16 protein-coding genes and 1 pseudogene are annotated in these 15,884 nt (G+C 65.0%); 6 read left to right on the top strand and 11 right to left on the bottom strand.

Features of this window, described 5'->3' with window-relative positions; genetic code table 11:
* Nucleotides 1–108 precede the first annotated feature (108 nt).
* The gene (locus tag ACW2Q0_RS27240) at nucleotides 109–477 is read right to left on the bottom strand and encodes a DoxX family protein (RefSeq protein WP_457193763.1); all 369 of its coding nucleotides are present in this window, start codon (nucleotides 475–477) and stop codon (nucleotides 109–111) included.
* Between the two features lie 176 nt (nucleotides 478–653).
* Here ACW2Q0_RS27240 and ACW2Q0_RS27235 point away from each other — a divergent pair, with 176 nt between their 5' ends.
* Nucleotides 654–2,207, top strand: coding sequence for a succinic semialdehyde dehydrogenase (locus ACW2Q0_RS27235; RefSeq protein WP_457193762.1), 1,554 nt, complete (start codon nucleotides 654–656; stop codon nucleotides 2,205–2,207).
* A 154-nt stretch (nucleotides 2,208–2,361) separates the two neighbouring features.
* On the opposite strand, the gene ACW2Q0_RS27230 is transcribed toward ACW2Q0_RS27235, so the two are convergent.
* The 3 genes and pseudogenes from ACW2Q0_RS27230 to ACW2Q0_RS27220 form a co-directional block, all read right to left on the bottom strand.
* Complete coding sequence (locus ACW2Q0_RS27230; protein ID WP_457193788.1) at nucleotides 2,362–2,775, bottom strand: DUF779 domain-containing protein; 414 nt, start codon at nucleotides 2,773–2,775, stop codon at nucleotides 2,362–2,364.
* Nucleotides 2,766–3,017 (bottom strand): annotated as a pseudogene (locus ACW2Q0_RS27225) (aldehyde dehydrogenase family protein); the annotation flags it as partial. The gene ACW2Q0_RS27230 and the pseudogene ACW2Q0_RS27225, both read right to left, overlap by 10 nt.
* A 238-nt stretch (nucleotides 3,018–3,255) precedes the next feature.
* The gene (locus ACW2Q0_RS27220; RefSeq protein ID WP_457193787.1) at nucleotides 3,256–4,476 is read right to left on the bottom strand and encodes a transcriptional regulator; all 1,221 of its coding nucleotides are present in this window, start codon (nucleotides 4,474–4,476) and stop codon (nucleotides 3,256–3,258) included.
* Nucleotides 4,477–4,591: 115 nt separating this feature from the next.
* Between ACW2Q0_RS27220 and ACW2Q0_RS27215 the strand changes: the two genes are divergently transcribed.
* A complete protein-coding gene (locus ACW2Q0_RS27215) occupies nucleotides 4,592–5,050 on the top strand; it encodes an MmcQ/YjbR family DNA-binding protein (RefSeq protein WP_457193761.1) in 459 nt (152 codons plus the stop codon).
* Nucleotides 5,051–5,104: 54 nt separating this feature from the next.
* Here ACW2Q0_RS27215 and ACW2Q0_RS27210 read toward each other — a convergent pair whose 3' ends face one another.
* From ACW2Q0_RS27210 to ACW2Q0_RS27195, 4 genes are all read right to left on the bottom strand, one after another.
* Nucleotides 5,105–5,443, bottom strand: a complete 339-nt coding sequence (locus ACW2Q0_RS27210) for a hypothetical protein (protein ID WP_457193760.1) — start codon at nucleotides 5,441–5,443, stop codon at nucleotides 5,105–5,107.
* Between the two features lie 96 nt (nucleotides 5,444–5,539).
* Entirely contained in the window at nucleotides 5,540–6,682 is a 1,143-nt protein-coding gene (locus ACW2Q0_RS27205) for an alkaline phosphatase family protein (protein WP_457193759.1), read from the bottom strand.
* Between the two features lie 14 nt (nucleotides 6,683–6,696).
* On the bottom strand, nucleotides 6,697–7,008 hold the full coding sequence (locus ACW2Q0_RS27200; RefSeq protein ID WP_457193758.1) for a nuclear transport factor 2 family protein: 312 nt from the start codon (nucleotides 7,006–7,008) through the stop codon (nucleotides 6,697–6,699).
* Nucleotides 7,009–7,060: 52 nt separating this feature from the next.
* The gene (locus ACW2Q0_RS27195) at nucleotides 7,061–7,300 is read right to left on the bottom strand and encodes a hypothetical protein (RefSeq protein WP_457193786.1); all 240 of its coding nucleotides are present in this window, start codon (nucleotides 7,298–7,300) and stop codon (nucleotides 7,061–7,063) included.
* 131 nt (nucleotides 7,301–7,431) lie between these two features.
* Here ACW2Q0_RS27195 and ACW2Q0_RS27190 point away from each other — a divergent pair, with 131 nt between their 5' ends.
* On the top strand, nucleotides 7,432–8,316 hold the full coding sequence (locus ACW2Q0_RS27190; protein WP_457193757.1) for a TIGR03621 family F420-dependent LLM class oxidoreductase: 885 nt from the start codon (nucleotides 7,432–7,434) through the stop codon (nucleotides 8,314–8,316).
* Nucleotides 8,317–8,534: 218 nt separating this feature from the next.
* Here the strand turns inward: ACW2Q0_RS27190 and ACW2Q0_RS27185 are convergent, their stop codons facing one another.
* Complete coding sequence (locus ACW2Q0_RS27185) at nucleotides 8,535–9,332, bottom strand: PIG-L deacetylase family protein (protein WP_457193756.1); 798 nt, start codon at nucleotides 9,330–9,332, stop codon at nucleotides 8,535–8,537.
* A 165-nt stretch (nucleotides 9,333–9,497) separates the two neighbouring features.
* Here ACW2Q0_RS27185 and ACW2Q0_RS27180 point away from each other — a divergent pair, with 165 nt between their 5' ends.
* Both ACW2Q0_RS27180 and ACW2Q0_RS27175 read left to right on the top strand, forming a co-directional pair.
* Nucleotides 9,498–10,103 carry a hypothetical protein gene (locus tag ACW2Q0_RS27180; RefSeq protein ID WP_457193755.1) on the top strand — a complete coding sequence of 202 codons (606 nt, stop codon included), beginning with the start codon at nucleotides 9,498–9,500 and terminating at the stop codon, nucleotides 10,101–10,103.
* 320 nt (nucleotides 10,104–10,423) lie between these two features.
* Complete coding sequence (locus ACW2Q0_RS27175) at nucleotides 10,424–11,080, top strand: hypothetical protein (RefSeq protein ID WP_457193754.1); 657 nt, start codon at nucleotides 10,424–10,426, stop codon at nucleotides 11,078–11,080.
* Between the two features lie 686 nt (nucleotides 11,081–11,766).
* Here ACW2Q0_RS27175 and ACW2Q0_RS27170 read toward each other — a convergent pair.
* Nucleotides 11,767–12,366, bottom strand: coding sequence for an HAD family hydrolase (locus ACW2Q0_RS27170; RefSeq protein ID WP_457193753.1), 600 nt, complete (start codon nucleotides 12,364–12,366; stop codon nucleotides 11,767–11,769).
* A gap of 177 nt (nucleotides 12,367–12,543) precedes the next feature.
* Here ACW2Q0_RS27170 and ACW2Q0_RS27165 point away from each other — a divergent pair, with 177 nt between their 5' ends.
* Nucleotides 12,544–14,628 carry a serine/threonine-protein kinase gene (locus ACW2Q0_RS27165; RefSeq protein WP_457193752.1) on the top strand — a complete coding sequence of 695 codons (2,085 nt, stop codon included), beginning with the start codon at nucleotides 12,544–12,546 and terminating at the stop codon, nucleotides 14,626–14,628.
* 124 nt (nucleotides 14,629–14,752) lie between these two features.
* Here the strand turns inward: ACW2Q0_RS27165 and ACW2Q0_RS27160 are convergent, their stop codons facing one another.
* Nucleotides 14,753–15,793, bottom strand: coding sequence for a crotonase/enoyl-CoA hydratase family protein (locus ACW2Q0_RS27160; protein ID WP_457193751.1), 1,041 nt, complete (start codon nucleotides 15,791–15,793; stop codon nucleotides 14,753–14,755).
* Between the last annotated feature and the right edge of the window lie 91 nt (nucleotides 15,794–15,884).

Genomic DNA, 15,884 nt, shown 5'->3' with positions numbered 1-15,884 from the left:
GATTGCCCGAGTTATGCGGCGCTTTTGGCGCATTCGGAATGCATCCGGGGAAGGTGCGGCGCCTGAACCGAATTCGGTGTCGAGCGCGGTGTGGACCCGCCACCGCTATCACAGGCTGGCGAAGCGGCCGATGGCGACCAGGACCGCAATGATCAGGATCGTCGTGGTGGTCGCGATATTGCGGGGCTCGCGCAGGCGTATGTGCGAGCTGATCGCGCCGATCATCACCACGGCGAATCCGACCGCCGCCAGCGGCGTGAGTACCGGCGCGATACCGGTCCACCACGGCACGATAATGCCGACGGCACCGAGAAGTTCGGCGTAGGCGGTCATCCGAACGATCGTCTTCGGATATACCGCGACACCGGTCTGGCCCATCGCGACCAACTTCTCCTTGGACTGGGTGGATTTCGCGATCCCGGATACGGTGAATATGACGGCCAGCACGATCTGCCCGATCCAGAGTGCGATATTCATGGTTCCTCCCTCGATTGGGTTCAGGTATCCATGAGAGAAATCGGGTTATGCGAACATGACAGTATCAGCCGAATAGGCGCCATCATGCGCCAACGCCGGGGCAGTGGCCGCTGTGCCCGGTCGCGCTCGGCGTATGTTGTGCGTATCCCGGGGTTACTCACAAGTAGGAGGCACCGATGCCCGCGCCGAATGCCGAAGTCTTCGACCGCCTGAGTGCGATCGCCGCGATCGCCGATCCGGACGCCCGCGCGCACAAAACGATCGCCGAGACCTTCACCGGCAACCCGCTCGGCAGCGTGCCGGTCGGCACCGCCGATGACGTAACGGCCGTATTCGACAAGGCCGAGGTGGCACAGGCCCGATGGGCCGCGTGCTCGGTGAACGACCGTGCCGCGGTACTCGAGCGATACCGCGAATTGGTCATCGACAAGCGTGAATTCCTCATGGACGTGATCCAGGCCGAAACCGGTAAGGCGCGCTGGGCCGCCCAAGAAGAGATCATGGGCCTGATATTCGCCGCCCGCTATTTCGCCAGGGTCGCGCCCGAGTTGCTCGACGCACACCGCGTGCCCGGCGCCTTCCCGGTGCTCAATCGGGCGACCGTGCGCCACCAGCCCAAGGGCGTCGTCGGGGTGATCGCGCCGTGGAACTATCCGATGCTGCTCTCGATCGGCGATTCGATCCCGGCGCTGCTCGCGGGCAATGCGGTGGTGGTCAAACCCGATAGCCAGACCCCGTACTCCGCACTGGCCGGCGCGGAACTGCTGTACGAGGCCGGATTGCCGCGTGAGTTGCTCGCGGTCGTTCCCGGACCGGGCACCGTGGTCGGCACCGCCATCGTCGACAATTGCGACTACCTGATGTTCACCGGCTCCTCCGCGACCGGGCGCACCCTGGCCGAACAGTGCGGGCGCAGGCTTATCGGCTTCTCCGCCGAACTCGGCGGCAAGAACCCGATGATCGTCACCCGCGGCGCGAAACTGGACAAGGCCGCCAAGGCCGCGGTGCGCGCCTGTTTCTCCAACGCTGGTCAGCTGTGTATCTCGATCGAACGGCTGTATGTGGAGAAGGCGGTCGCCGCGGAGTTCACCGAGAAATTCGTCGCAGCCGTCCAAGCCGCGAAAATCAGTGCGGCCTATGACTATTCGGCCGATATCGGCAGCCTGATCTCCGAGGCACAGTTGGAGACCGTTTCCAAACATGTCGCCGACGCCACCTCCAAGGGTGCTCAGGTGCTCACGGGCGGTAAGGCGCGCCCGGATCTGGGACCGCTGTTCTTCGAACCCACCGTGCTCGCCGGTGTCACCGGTGAGATGGAATGCTGCCGCAACGAAACCTTCGGTCCGCTGGTCTCGATCTACCCGGTCGACAGTGTCGAGGCGGCGATCGACATGGCCAATGACACCGAATACGGTCTGAACGCGAGTGTTTGGGCGCAGAGCAAGGACGCGGGGGAGCGCATCGCCGAGCGTCTGCACGCGGGCACCGTCTGCGTGGACGAGGGCTATGCCCCGGCCTGGGGCACCACCGCCGCGCCGATGGGCGGTATGGGCATCTCCGGTGTCGGGCGCAGGCATGGCCCGGACGGACTGCTGAAGTTCACCGAACCGCAGAGCATTGTGGTCACGCGATTCATGAACCTCGATGCGCCGCCGGTGATTTCGCAAGGCAAATGGCAGCGGCTGCTGATGACACTGGCCCGCAGCGTCCGTTTCCTGCCGGGCCGGTAGAGGCCGGACCCCGCCGTCCCGGTCTGCAACGGGACGGCGGGGCTTCGTGGTGTCGGCCCAGGGCTGCGGACCCCCCGGGCCGATCACCCGCTTATCGCCCGCGGACGCACCGACGCGGGCGTGAATCCAGTTCTGGTGACTACCTGTTCGGCAGTCAACTCATCCGATCGGCTCCCGTCCGCGGTGGTGGTCCCGCCGCCGACACCGCTGCCTCCTCATCGGTCAGCAATCGCGATCGGACGATGAATCGCACGCCCTCGGTCGCCTCCAGCGAGAATCCGCTGCCGCGCCCGCTCACCACGTCCACGGTGAGGTGGGTGTGTTTCCACAGTTCGAATTGATCCCCGCTGATCCAGAATTCGGTATGCCACGGCAGCCGACCCAGCAGCATATCCGCGCGGCCGATCCGGAACTCACGCACTGCGAAGCACATCGGTGAACTGCCGTCGCCGCAGCCGTCGGATTGGTGGAACAGCACCGGTCCGTGCTGTTCTATCAACCGGCGCAACACTTCTCGCGCCCGTTCGGTGATGTCGACGCGGGCTACTCTGCCTTGCCTCAGAAGAATCCGGGTTTTGTCGGTGAATGACTGACCAGCAGATTCTTGGTCTGCTGGTAGTGCTCGAGCATCATTTTGTGGTTTTCCCGGCCGATGCCGGACTTCTTGTACCCGCCGAAGGCGCCGTGTGCGGGATATGCGTGGAAACAGTTGGTCCATACTCGCCCTGCCTTGATTGCTCGGCCCATTTGTCGGTGGCGCGGTGGGCGGCTGCGAGCGCCATATCCATCTCGGCCGCGGAGGAGCGCGCCACCGAGCAGAAAGTTTCGCCGTCGACCGGTGCGGGGTTCTCACAATCGCCGCCCTCGATGGGAGCCGCCCAGTCACCACCGATGAAATTGTCGTAGCGACTTGGGTGGGTGACGATGCCGGTGGCGGACCCCGGTTCGGCGTAGATCATGGGTGGGCGCTCCTCACGAATCTTTCCTGCCGGGCCACTATGTGCCGAGAAGGTTGGTGCGAGGTTGGTGCCCGTGTGACAGGGGTGACTCAGGAGCGCAGTGCGGTGTACAGCCGGGCGACGACCACGGCCCGGCGGATATCGTCGGCGGACAGCAATCGCAGCGCGTGTTCGTGCACCTCGATATCCCCAGGTGAGCGCTCGCCGAAGGCGACGGCGTGATCGGCGCGGTCGCTGGCCAGTACCGCGGTGCGTACACCGACATCGAGATGGTTGCGCCACTGCCGCACACCGGGAGTGTCCGAACCGGGCAGCAGCGGGCCGCGGTAGAGCCAGACCGCCGAGGTGGTGTCGCCCGCCTGGATGGCGGCGAGCAGATCGACCGCATCGCAGGAGACCGGACCGGTGAGCATGTACCGGCGGTTGCTGATCTCACCGCCGGTGGCGCGCCGCAGATGTGAGACATCGGCCTTGAGCGTGCTGGAGGACACCGGACGGTCACCGTAGACCGCGGCCTGCAGTTGTTCGGGGGTGAACCCGCCGGGTTCCAGCGCGAGCAGGGCCAGGATTTCGAGCTGCCGCGGGGGCAGTGGCATCGGCCTGCCGTCGCGGACCAGCCGTGCGCCACCGAGACATTCGAGCCGGACACCCCGAACCGGTGTCGGCGCGGCCGCCCGCAACATCGTTTCGACCGCGGTGACCAGCGCGCGGACCGTAGTCATCACCATCGGATGCGAGCGGTCCCAGGAACTGGACAGATCGAGCACACCGAGCTGGCGGCCGTCGGGTGCGTGGATCGGCGCGGAATAGCAGACCCAGCCGTGTAGTGCGGCGACCAGATGTTCGGCGGAGAATACGGTGCTCGGACGGTCGCTGTGCAGGGCGAGCGCCAATCCGTTGGTGCCCATATGGCTTTCGTCCCAGCAGCCGCCGGGCGCGAAGTTCAGCGCCTCGGCCTGGCGCCGCAGCGCGCGATCACCGCAGGACCAGAGGACGGTGCCGGCGGCATCGGTGACGACCGCGAGATACCCCGAGTCCTCGGAAATGCTGCGCAGATCACCGGCCAGTTCGGTAATCGGTTGGCGTAGTGGGGATTCTGTCCAGCGATCGCGGACATCGTCCAGGCCAGGCGCCGCGGTACAACTGGGATCGACGGTTGTCAGCGAGCGCTGCCAGGACTGGATGACCTCACTGCGTAGTGAGGTCGAGCCCGCGGGTATGCGGAGGGTGTCGCTGGGAGCCATCGCCCAACGGGCCCATTCTTTTTCCAGTGCGGCCCGTCGTCGGGTAAGGGTGCGCAACTGTGCCACCTCGTAAACCCCATCGTTAGAGTGTGAGCTCACATTCGCTATCTCATGATGGCGTACGCATACAGCTCAGTCGAGAGTCCAGCGGCAAACCGACCATTCTCCGTGGAACATTCGAATGCGGTATGCGATCGAGGTCTACGCTGCTGATATGGCCAAGGTTTCGCGACGAGCCAAGGTGTCCGACGTGCACGAACTGGCCTCCGGCATGCCGTTCGTCAACCGGGTGGACGGACCGCACGGCAATGCGGTTTACCAGGTCGGCGGCAAATCCTTCGTCTTCTTCCGCAACCCGCGCCCCGACGCATTCGACCCGGACACCGGTGAGCGTTATGCGGATGTAATCGTGATCTGGGTGCCCTCGGAATCGGACAAATTGGCGCTGGTGCAAGATCCGAATGCACCATTCTTCACTACCCCGCATTTCGACGGGCACCTGTCGGTTCTGGTGCGCGGCAGCCGCATCGGCGAACTCAGCAAGCAGGAGTTGGCCGAGGTTGTCCAGGACGCCTGGCTCAGCCGGGCCTCGCGCAAACGGGCGGCGGACTGGCTGGCCGGGCACAACGCGTCGAACTGAGCCGAAAACCGCGGTGCGCCCGCCACTTTCGGCGGGTGCACCGATCTGTTCGGACTACTTGTTGAGGAAAATACCTGCGATATCGGCCTTTTTGATCGCAGTGTCCTGATTGACCTGGGCACCGCACAGCAGGTCCACTTGAATCATCGTGGCATCGACCGCCGTGCCCGCGGGCTCGTGATCATTGTTGGTCTGCTGCTTGATGAACTTGGTGATCGTCGTGCGCTTGGTGTCCTGATCCTGTTTGACGTAGTCGCGGCAGGCGGTGTCGCCGCCCTGGTTGAGTGCACGCTCGACATCGCTGCAACCGGCCAGCAGTGCTGCGACCGCCGCGACCCCGAGTCCGGTCCACAAGAGTCTGTGCGCGCCCGTCGCCCGAGCACCACCCCTCATCGAATCGCTTCGCGGTGCGCCACCCATAGATCCTCCTGGCAGTTCGGCGGGCGGCCCCGCCCGCGACGACGCGGTACAGCCTAGGGCACGGCACGGTTACGGTCGGAACATGCGCAGTGGCACATTCATCTCCGCCGAGGTGAGCGAACCATGGTGGCCGATCAGTATGGATTCCAGCGGTTCGGCGCCGGTGCGTACGACGCCGCGCAGACCACGGGCCGCGACCACGAGATCGCCGATACGCTCGGCGATATGCGGTGCCACGGTGGGGCCGAACCAGCCGCGATCGATTGCCTCGGCCCGGGGAACGACATCGAAGTCGGCGCCTAGGAATTCCCGCCAGATCGCCCCCACATCGGCGGTCGCGCCGTCGACGGTGAAGACGTGGCGAGCCCGCGGCTCGCCGCCGAGCAGGCGTACGCCCTCGCGCAGTACCTCGGTCTTGTCGTAATCGATGCGGTCGGTGAGCTCCACCATGCCGTGGTCGGCGGTCACGATGAGCGCGGCATCGGATGGTAGATGTTCGGCGATGGTCGCGGCCAGCCGATCGACGTGCGCGAGCTCCAAAAGCCAAGCATCGGAGGAGGGGCCGCGCACGTGACCGGTTGTGTCGAGGTTTCCGTGGTAGGCGTAGACCAACGAGCGTGAGCCCGCGCGCAATGCCGTGGCGACGCCGTCGACGAAATCGCCGACCGAAACGTCGGGGTGGAATTCGCAGCCCCGCAGCACGGCCCTGGTCAGCCCGGACCCCGCTTGCAGGCGCGGTGCGACCTGCGTCACGGCGATTCCGCTGGCCGCGGCTCGCTCGAAAACCGTGGCGGTGGGCTGGAATTGCTCCGGCACCAGATCGTGCAGCAGATCGATCTTCGGTCCCGCGCCATGTAGCCGCCAGGCCAGCGCGTTCACCAATCGGTCGTAGCCGGGTACGTGCATGAGGTATCCGGTGAACCCGTGTTCACCGGGCGGCACACCGACGCCGAGTGAGCTCAAACTGACGGTGGTCGTACTCGGGAAGCCCGCTGTCAGCGTGCGCTGCGCCAGCGCCGACAGGAATGGCGCGGCATCGGAATTCGCGGCGAGTGAGTCCGCGCCGAGACCGTCGATCAGCAGCACACATATCCGGTCGGCGACGAACTCGAGGCCGAGTCGATCGACCTCGCCGGGCACGCGGAACCCGGCGAGAAGGGAGGGGAACAGGTCAGCCAGCGAGCCCGTGCCGTAATTGGGTGTAGTGAACACGAACTCGAGGTTACTCAGGCCTGGCCGGTCTCGAATCGACTGATTTTGCCGTCGCGCACAGTGAAGCGCCAGGCGGTGCGCATCGAACCCCAGCGAGTATTCGTGTAGTCGGCAACCAGTTCGATGCCGTTGTCGCCGACGGATTCGACTTGCATGCGCCCATTGCTGCCGAAGATTTCGGAGTCGGTCCACTGGGCGAGATTGCGCTCCACACCGTCGTCGGACATGGTCGCATCGTCGGTGAAGACTGCATAGAAGCGGTCCTGATCACTGTCGTTGAGCGCGGCCACGAATTCCTGGACCGTGGGATCGAGCGATTGTGTCATCGGAACATCCCTCTCGAAGAGTGCGGGTGCATCGGACAGCAAACATTCGGCTTCACTCTAGTGCCGGATGCGCTCGCCCGGGTATCACGCGCCGTGTCCGACCAGTGCGGTGAAGGTGCACAGTATGTCTTCGACCAGCGTCGGTGCGGTGGTGCCGAGTTGGATGCTTCAGCTTTTCGAGCTGACCGTCCAGCCACAGCGAGGCCATACCGTGCGCCAGACTCCACCACATGACGGCCAGGGTGTCGGACTTATCAGCAGGCAGCAATCCGGCAGCGACAGCGTCGGCGATGGTGTTGGCAAGGACATCGAAGGCAGCATCGCCCGCCGCAATGGCGACCTTGATCCGGATGGCTTTTGATGTGACTCGCTCGCGCTGTTGACCGGCGGTTCGGCGCTCACGCTGGTAGACAGGACAGGGTGATGGCTGCGCGAGGCAAGTTCCGGTTCGGTGTCACCCTGTTCGCTCCCGCTTCGCGGGCGGAGTGGATACGAAAGTGTCGCAGGGCCGAGGCGCTCGGGTACGACGTGGTCGGTGTGGCCGATCACCTCGGGTTGCCCGCGCCTTTTCCGGCAATGATTCTCGCGGCCGAGGCGACCGAACGGGTCCGGCTGACCACGCTGGTTTTGAATACGCCGTTCTACAACGCGACACTCTTGGCGCGGGAGGCGGCTACGGCCGATCAACTCACCGATGGGCGGGTGGAGTTGGGCCTCGGAGCCGGATATGTCCGAGAAGAATTCGAAACAGCCGGAATCACTTTCGAGAGTGCCGGCACAAGGATCGACCAGATGGTGGCGACCGCCGCGACCCTGCGGCGGTTATTCGCCGATCCGGAGTATCAGCCGCGTCCCGCGCAACCTGCGGGACCGCCGCTGGTCATTGCTGGTTGGGGCGATCGGTTGCTGCGAGTCGCGGCCGAATATGCCGATATCGTCGCGCTGTCCGGTGCCGCCCCGGCATACAACGGTGGACCACTGCAGTTCGCCGGGGTCGCCGCCACCGATGCGCGGATGGCGTACCTGCGGGAGTTGCTCGGGGCACGGGCCGAGAATGTTGAGCTGAATATCCTGCTGCAGCGGGTAATTTCACCGGAGGAACGGTCGGCCGCACTGGAATTGTACGCGCCGCACCTACCCACCGATGTCGCCGACCGGCCGGAGGATTTGCCCGCATTGCTGATCGGAACGCCGAAGGAAATGGCGCGGCAGTTGGAAGAGCGCCGGGAACGGTTCGGATTCAGCTACGTTACGGTGCTCGAGAACAGCATGGAGCCGATGGGCGCTGTCATCGAACTGCTGCGCTGAGCGCAGGGTGCTCCACGGCAGATGACACCCACCCGGTGGAGAGCCCTCGTGTCCTGTGGCGGCGATTCGTCCGTGAGACAGGTGCCCGACCCGCGATGAGGAAAGCATCGGCCGCCGACCCACACGATATGATCACGACATCGAACAGCCGTACTGAAAGAACCAGCGGAACGAGCGAGATTCACTGTTGCAGAACGAGATTCGCTGCTGTTGTCGAGCTAATCGGTCGCCGCGGTCGGGACTGCGAACACGTCATCCAGCGGACCGCAGGTGGCGGGTCGAAGCCCTTCCTCGGTGAACCATTCCCATCGAAACAATTGCGCCCGGATCGGTCCGGGAATGCGAAGCAGCGCGCGCCCGATCGTGGCGAATCGGCCCCGCCCGGCAAGTACCGACCGGTGCTCGGCCAGCGCTGTCATGCGCTGTGTCGCGAACGATCCGACGTCGATACGGTGAGTGATATCCGCACGAGCGGTGTAGCCGCTGCGGATCGCGTCGGCGTCATAGCCCAGCCACCGTGCCGGAGTCGTGAGCCGCAGCAGCAACTCCCGCGGCATCGTCGCATCCAGCACCCGTGCGACCCCCGCCGATTTCGCGGCCCTGGCGGCGACCTCGTGAACACGAACGTGATCGCGGTGACCATATCCGCCGTTGCGGTCATAGCTCAACAGAACCTGCGGGTGCTCTTCTGCCAGAATCGACGCCAGCCGCTCAGCAGCCTCGTCGACGCCGGCTCGCACGAACCGTGCCCGTCCCGGTGGATCCGGGTACAGGATCGGCCCGTGTCCGCTGTCGGCATAGCCGAGGTGTTCCACCCTTGCCACACCGAGAACATCCGCGCTGGCCTGCAACTCCCGCAGCCGCGGTGCGACGGCACCCTCGAACGAATCCATGTGCCCGTCACAGGCGACCACGATGACCGTCCTGTGCCCCGCATGAGCCAACTTCGCCAGAGTGCCACCGGTGAGCATGATCTCGTCGTCCGGGTGGGCATGGAACGCTACGACTGTCGCCACCACGCCAGTATGCCCACAGAACGTCCGATATTCGGCATGAGCTGGCGGGCCCGCAGCTGGTTCCGAATGCCTGAGCCCGACAGGCAGGTTCGGAGGTTGTCGGTGTTCAGGTGCCGCGAGAGATCGGTTGAGGCAGACGTCTGTGGCGTTGTGTTGGATGGCACTGTGAACGAACTGCTGCGCCGCCTGCCTGACATTCCGATCCTCCGTAACCGCTGTCGGGCGATGGCAATGCTCGATGCCGCTCTCAGCCCGGAATGGGAGGCGCGCTACTACTCGTTCAACAGCCGCTGGGGCGATGCCGAAGAGATGGCTTCGATGCGTGACGGCTCCGGTGATGACTGGTTCATCGTCTTCTCCGCAGTCGGTGTCTATGGCCGCGGGTTCGATCATGAAACGCCCAACGCTCCGCGGGTACTCGATGCTGTGCCCGCAGTCTTCGGTCCCTACGTCACAGAGCCTGCGTTCGCCGATCATGATGGTTCGCCCCTTGCCACGGTGTGCTTCTGGCGTGAACCTCGCGACTGCGACTGGGGCGTGTCTGCCGCCGACCGTGGTGGCCACGGGCTGTTCGAGCTGCTGGTCGACGGCACGCCCGAGGGCTACCGGGAATGGGCCCGGGATTACTACGAGGTCGAGGTGAGCCTGGCGGCTGTCGAACATGTGTACGCGCTGCTGCCATTGACGCCAACAGTGGTGACGGGGCTCAATCCCGATGTCGACCTCATCGATCTGGAACCGGACATGATCGAAATCGGCTACCCACGTTGAGTATTCGATACCGACCAGCCGTGGTCGTCGGCCCGATACCGTATTCGCCATCGAGCGAATAGTGCTGGCAGACGGGCTGAGGCTTCTCCCAGCGCGGTACGCGGCAAATAGTTCGTTCGGCTGACGGTGATCGAGTCCGCATAAGCATGCGCATCTCCACAGACTCGCCCGCGCGGCCTTGCCGCCATGTCGGTACCGAACAGTACTGTTCGCGCTGACGATGGATAGGGGAGCGCTGGGATGCCGAACATGGCGACTGACACCCTGTCGCGCGGGAGCGAACAGCGCTTGAATGGAAGTATTCCCATAGGGAGGTTCCGATGACCCTTTATGCTCGTGACCTGCTCGACGGGATCCAGGCCGAGCTGGCCCCGCGCGACGACGACAACCGCATGGTTGCGCTCATTGCGGCGGGCAAGGCGCCGCGCGCGGTCTTCGCGGCGATCGCCGCCGAGGAACAGCGCATCACCAGCAGCGACTGGCGCAGCTTCCACGCCATGGCGGTACGGGCGGATGAACCGCGCGTCAGAGCGTTCCTCGACGGGCTCCCACCAGGCGAGCGGCAGGCGCGCGAAATGTTGGATGCGCTCATGGCGGCGACCGGACCCGACCAAGGTATGGAATTGCCCAGAGCGGGCTGTCAGGCCTACCCGGCCTATGTCGCGTGGTTGGCGCTCAACGCCGAGCCCTCCGCCGCCGCGGCGGGTATCTACGCCAATGTCGCCGCCTTCGGCCGCTACTGCCGAGCCGTCGCCGACGGCATGCGCACCCACTACGAGTTCGACGACCCGGCCTGCGCATTCTTCGACTTCTTCGCCGCCGACACCCCCGAATACGAAGAGCGTGCCCTCGCCGCAATCCAGGCCGGCCTCGACACCGAACGACTGAATCCGAACGACGCCCACCTGTACGCCAGACTCTTCCAGAACTACGAACTCATGTTCTGGAACACCCTCGCCGACGAGTTCTCCGGATAGCGCCGCGACCGGCCGCTCATGCCGCGAATCGCTCGCACACAGCTTCGGAGCCGATCCAATGGCTACTTCGCAGAAGGACCCTGGTTCTGAGATTCTCCGGCCTGGCACTGCGGCGTCGGACCCGAAGGAGGAGGTTGAGCCATGGCAACCGGACCGGACAGCATCACGAGGCTGCCGAATGCCACGGCAAGCGCGGTTCCGAAGAACTGATTCGACTTGGCGCGCATGGTTGCTCCGTCAGTCGGCGCTATCTCCGGTGCGCCATGTCCATCGGCCAGAGCCGCTCGGGAGTCGATGAAACCGACATGGCACTTTCGAAACACGTTTCAGGCGCCTCCGTGCCCCCGCTCGTGGCAGGCCCACTGGCCGTTGTCCCCGCAGTCGCAATCGTAGGGGCCCTGGACCTGAAAATCTCCGGCCTGACATACCGGCGCCGGATCCGAGGTCGGAGGTTGAGCCAGGGCGACCGGACCGGACACCACCATGAGGCTGCCGAACACGGCGGTAAGCGTGGCTGCAAAGAATTGATTCGACGTGGCGCGCATGGTTGCTCCTTCAGTTGACGGCTATCTCCCAGCGCTATCTCCTCTGGCCTGTTGCCATAGGTCGGTTCACGCTGTCGATTGCGCGAACCACGTCGATCTTCCCATACCGATCGGTCTCGATTACCGCCTTCAGAAGGACCGTTAGCGCGCGGCCAGCCAGTCCGGGAATTCGGTCAGCTCGCCGAGGACGAAATCAGCTCCCGCAGTACGCAATTGGTCGGCATCGCAGGGTCCGGTCGTGACACCGAGCGCGTACACGTCGGCGGCCCGTGCCCCACGCATATCGCCCTCGTGATCGCCGACGAACAGGTCCGCGCCGTGCGCACGCAATGCCGCGGCCTTGCCGTCCGACCAGAGATCGCCGACCACCTCGTCGATACGCCACCCGAGTTCCGCGACGTGCAGTCGGGCCAGCGGTTCGTGCTTACCGGTCACGATGAGCACCCGTCCGCCGCGCGCGCGGACGGCGGCCAACGCGGCATCTGCGCCGGGCATGGCCGCAACGAAGGGCACGATCGACGGATAGATCTCGCGGTAGCGGGTCACGAGTGCTGCAATGAGCTCCTCGGGCACACCGGCGTCGGACAGCAGCATCGCCAGCGGGGGACCGAGCCGGTCGGCCAATTCGGCCGCGCGCAACGGCAGGTCGAACTCCGTGGCCAATTGCTCGATCGCCTTGCGCACACCTGGCCGGGAGTCGATCAGCGTCATATCGAGGTCGAAACCGACGGTCCAGGTCATCCCATGACTCTATCGGCGGTGCCCGATCGGCCGCGCGACGGCACCCGCGGTTAACCGAACCGGGCGCGGCGAAGATCAATCAGGAGGAACATTTCCGCAGGCGGTGCGGAAATCCGGTCGCCGAACATACAGTTGACCGACGAGCGAAGGGCCCCGGTCTGCATCGCGGAGGACGAGATGACGAGCCAGCGCCAGCCACTGACCGTGGGCTCGATATTCGGGCACTACCGGTTGGATCGGCTGATCGGGCGTGGCGGCATGGGCGAGGTCTACGAGGCCTACGACATGCGCAAGCGCCGCAGCGTGGCGATCAAGGTGCTCCTGGAACGGCTCGCACTGGACGAGGGATACCGCGAGCGGTTCCAGCGCGAGGCCGATGCCGCCGCACGACTGCGGGAACCGCATGTCATCCCGATTCACGATTACGGCGAGATCGACGGCCACCTCTACATCGATATGCGATTGGTCGACGGTGCCAGCCTGCCTTCGGTATTGCGGAACAACGGGCCGATGGCACCGCCGCAGGCGGTGGCGGTGATCCGCCAGATCGCGTCGGCCTTGGATGCCGCACACGCCGAAGGGCTGGTCCACCGCGACGTCAAACCGGACAATATTCTGCTCACGCCGGAAGGTTTCGCCTATCTTGTCGACTTCGGTATCGCGCATTCGGATGCCGATCAGGGGTTGACCACCCACGGTGCGGTGATCGGGTCGTTCAGCTATATGGCGCCGGAGCGGTTTCGGGCCGAGCACACCACGCCCGCGGTCGATGTCTATTCCCTGGCGTGCGTGCTCTACGTATGCCTGACCGGCGCACGGCCGTACCGGGGTACCACCGACGCCGAGATCATCAGCGCGCATCTGTTCGAGCCGGTCCCGCGACCGAGCACACTCCGGCCGAATGTGACGACCGCGCTGGATGCCGTCATCCAGCACGGTATGGCCAAAAACGTGCGCGAACGTTACCAAACCGCAGGAGACCTCGCGCATGCGGCGGAGGCGGCGCTGACGAGTGCGGGCACGGTTACCGAGGGGCACACGACGGTGTCCGCGACCGCTGCGCGAATCTCGAAAGGTGAAGCAGGACAAGTCGATACCGCCACTCATGCCGACCTGTCATCCGTCGCCGCGAAACCGGATGCCGAGCGATCCGATGTCGAGCAACCCGAGGCCGAGGAACCACAGGCAGAAGTGTCCGAACCGGGCCGCCGACGCCGTGTGCTGACCGCACTCGTCTTGGCACTCGCCGCCGTGATCGCCGCCGGGGCCGGTTTCGGCGCTTGGACCTTGCTCAGCGATCGCAAAGGCAATCCGGTCGCCGACGCCACAGCGTTGCGCGACGCCGATATCGATCTGCTGAAGGTCGTCGCCCAGACCGGCCGCAAACGATCCACCTGCCGGCATGAGCAGCCCGATACCACCACCACTGTCGCGGTCATCTTCTGCCCGGACAACCCCGCGGCCAGTGAGTCGGCGGCCCGATACATGCGTTTCCGCAATATCGACGCATTGCGCGACTACTACGGCCTGCTGGTCCGCACCTTCCATGCCACGAACTGCCCGGGCGACGCCGCCGGGGTGGACGGACCGGCGATGTACGAAGGCAAGGAGATCGGCCGCAAAGCGTGCGTCGCCAACCGCGCCGAGTCACCCGACGCGCCGAAACCCTCCCTGCTTGTGACCGATGAGGCCCAGCTGGCACTGGCCTTCTTCATCTGGCCCGCACCGAGCGATGAGCCGCTGCGCGACTACCTGGCGAAGTTCAGCGGCAGCCAGTTCCTGACCAACGAAGCCGCCCGTGACCCCGACTATTTCACGCCCGCGGACCGAGTCATGCTCGGGCGTCTCGGCAACGCCTTCGGTCCGCGGAACTGTCGGCACGTGGCGCCACCCGGCGGCCAGGTGAATGCCGCCATCGGGTGCAGCACGCCGCCCGACTATCCGTCGGCCCTATTCTTCGGATTCCCGGACAGCCAGTCGGCCAATGCGCTGTACCGGGCCGATGTCGGAGTGCTCGGCGGGCACAGTTGCGGTGGTGGTGGGGGCACCGACGAGGCGTGGCGCAACGGAAGCGCAGAGGTCGGCCGATTCTTCTGCTTCCTGGACAACGATCCGGATTCGGGCATCCGCACCTGCCTGCTGGCCGTACACAACGCCTCCCACCTGATCGCCCAGTTCTGCTCACTGGTACCGGAAAACCCGCTCCCCGGACCGAAAACCGAAGCCCAACTGCTGGACTGGTTCAACAAGCACGTCAGCTAGACGGCATGCCGAAGGTGAATTCGGTATCGCCGATGCGGATCGGCACACCATCGGTGAGCGCCATCGATGACCGAACCCCACGGACGAACACGCCGTTGGACGACAACAGATCCCGCTGAGCGCGCTACTGCTCGGCGCGGAACTGGGCGCGCTTGTAATCACCGTATGGTTCGTCGCGTTCGCGTACGGCCTCGCGGAAACCTACGGTGGCTGAACGCAGTTGGAAGGCGTAGCCCTCGCGTGTATGCCGCGAGATCCCGTCGAATACCGTGCTGATCATCGCGGAATTCGCTACGCCCTGCGAATGCAGCGCCGAATTGAGCGCCAGTTTGGCCATCATCAACTGGTTGATCGGCATGCGCGCGATGCGCGCCACCAATGCCTCGGTGCGCTCGTCGAGTTCGTCGGCCGGACATGATTCGACCGCGAGCCCCCATTCTTCGGCCTGCTTTCCGCTGATGCAGTCACCGGTGAACAGCAGCCGCTTGGCGCGCTGATCGCCGAGGCGATGTGCCCACATGCCCGCCGCCGGAATACCCCAAACCCGGGTGGGCGGGTAGCCGATTTTGGTGTCGTCGGCGCAGATGATCTGGTCGGAGTAGAGGGCGATATCGGTGCCGCCGGCGATGGCGAAGCCGTGCAATTTCGCGACGGTCGGTTTATCGGCGTTCATGAGGCAGGCGAAACCGCGGTTGAACCGGCTCATCATGGCGTAGTCGATCATCGGATCCCAAGTGCCCCAGGGATTGTGATTGACCGCCTGCACCACTGGATCGGCCACAGTGCCGGTGGTGTCGGTCGAACCGTCGACACCGTGGCTGCCCTGTTCAGCGAACATATCGAGGTCGTAGCCGCCGCAGAAACCTTTGCCGCGCCCGGAAACCAGGATGACGTGCACCCGTGGATCCAGATCGGCCCGCTCGACCGCGTGCGCGAGATCGACCGGAGTGTCCGGGGTGATCGTATTGCCGTTCTCCGGGCGGTTGAAAGTAATGCGCGCGATACGCCCATCGCGTTCATAGGTGAGCGTGCGGTACTCGCGTTCGCCGGCGGGCTCGGGCCGATCCCGCCACGGTGAATCGGGTACCGCCGTCCAGTCCTCGTACCAGGCTGCGGGGCGGGTGCCCGCATGGTTCGAAAAGCGTTCGCTATCAGGCTGATTCACGTGGAACTCCCGGTGCACTCGATGCGCTGTTCGCGCAACGGTGCCACCACACCACCGGTGGTCGATGCATCGTTGCGCTCGATGCCACCGT

Source organism: Nocardia citri (assembly GCF_054065835.1).
Note: the sequence above shows the minus strand (reverse complement) of the source record. Positions and strands in the feature narration are given on the sequence as shown.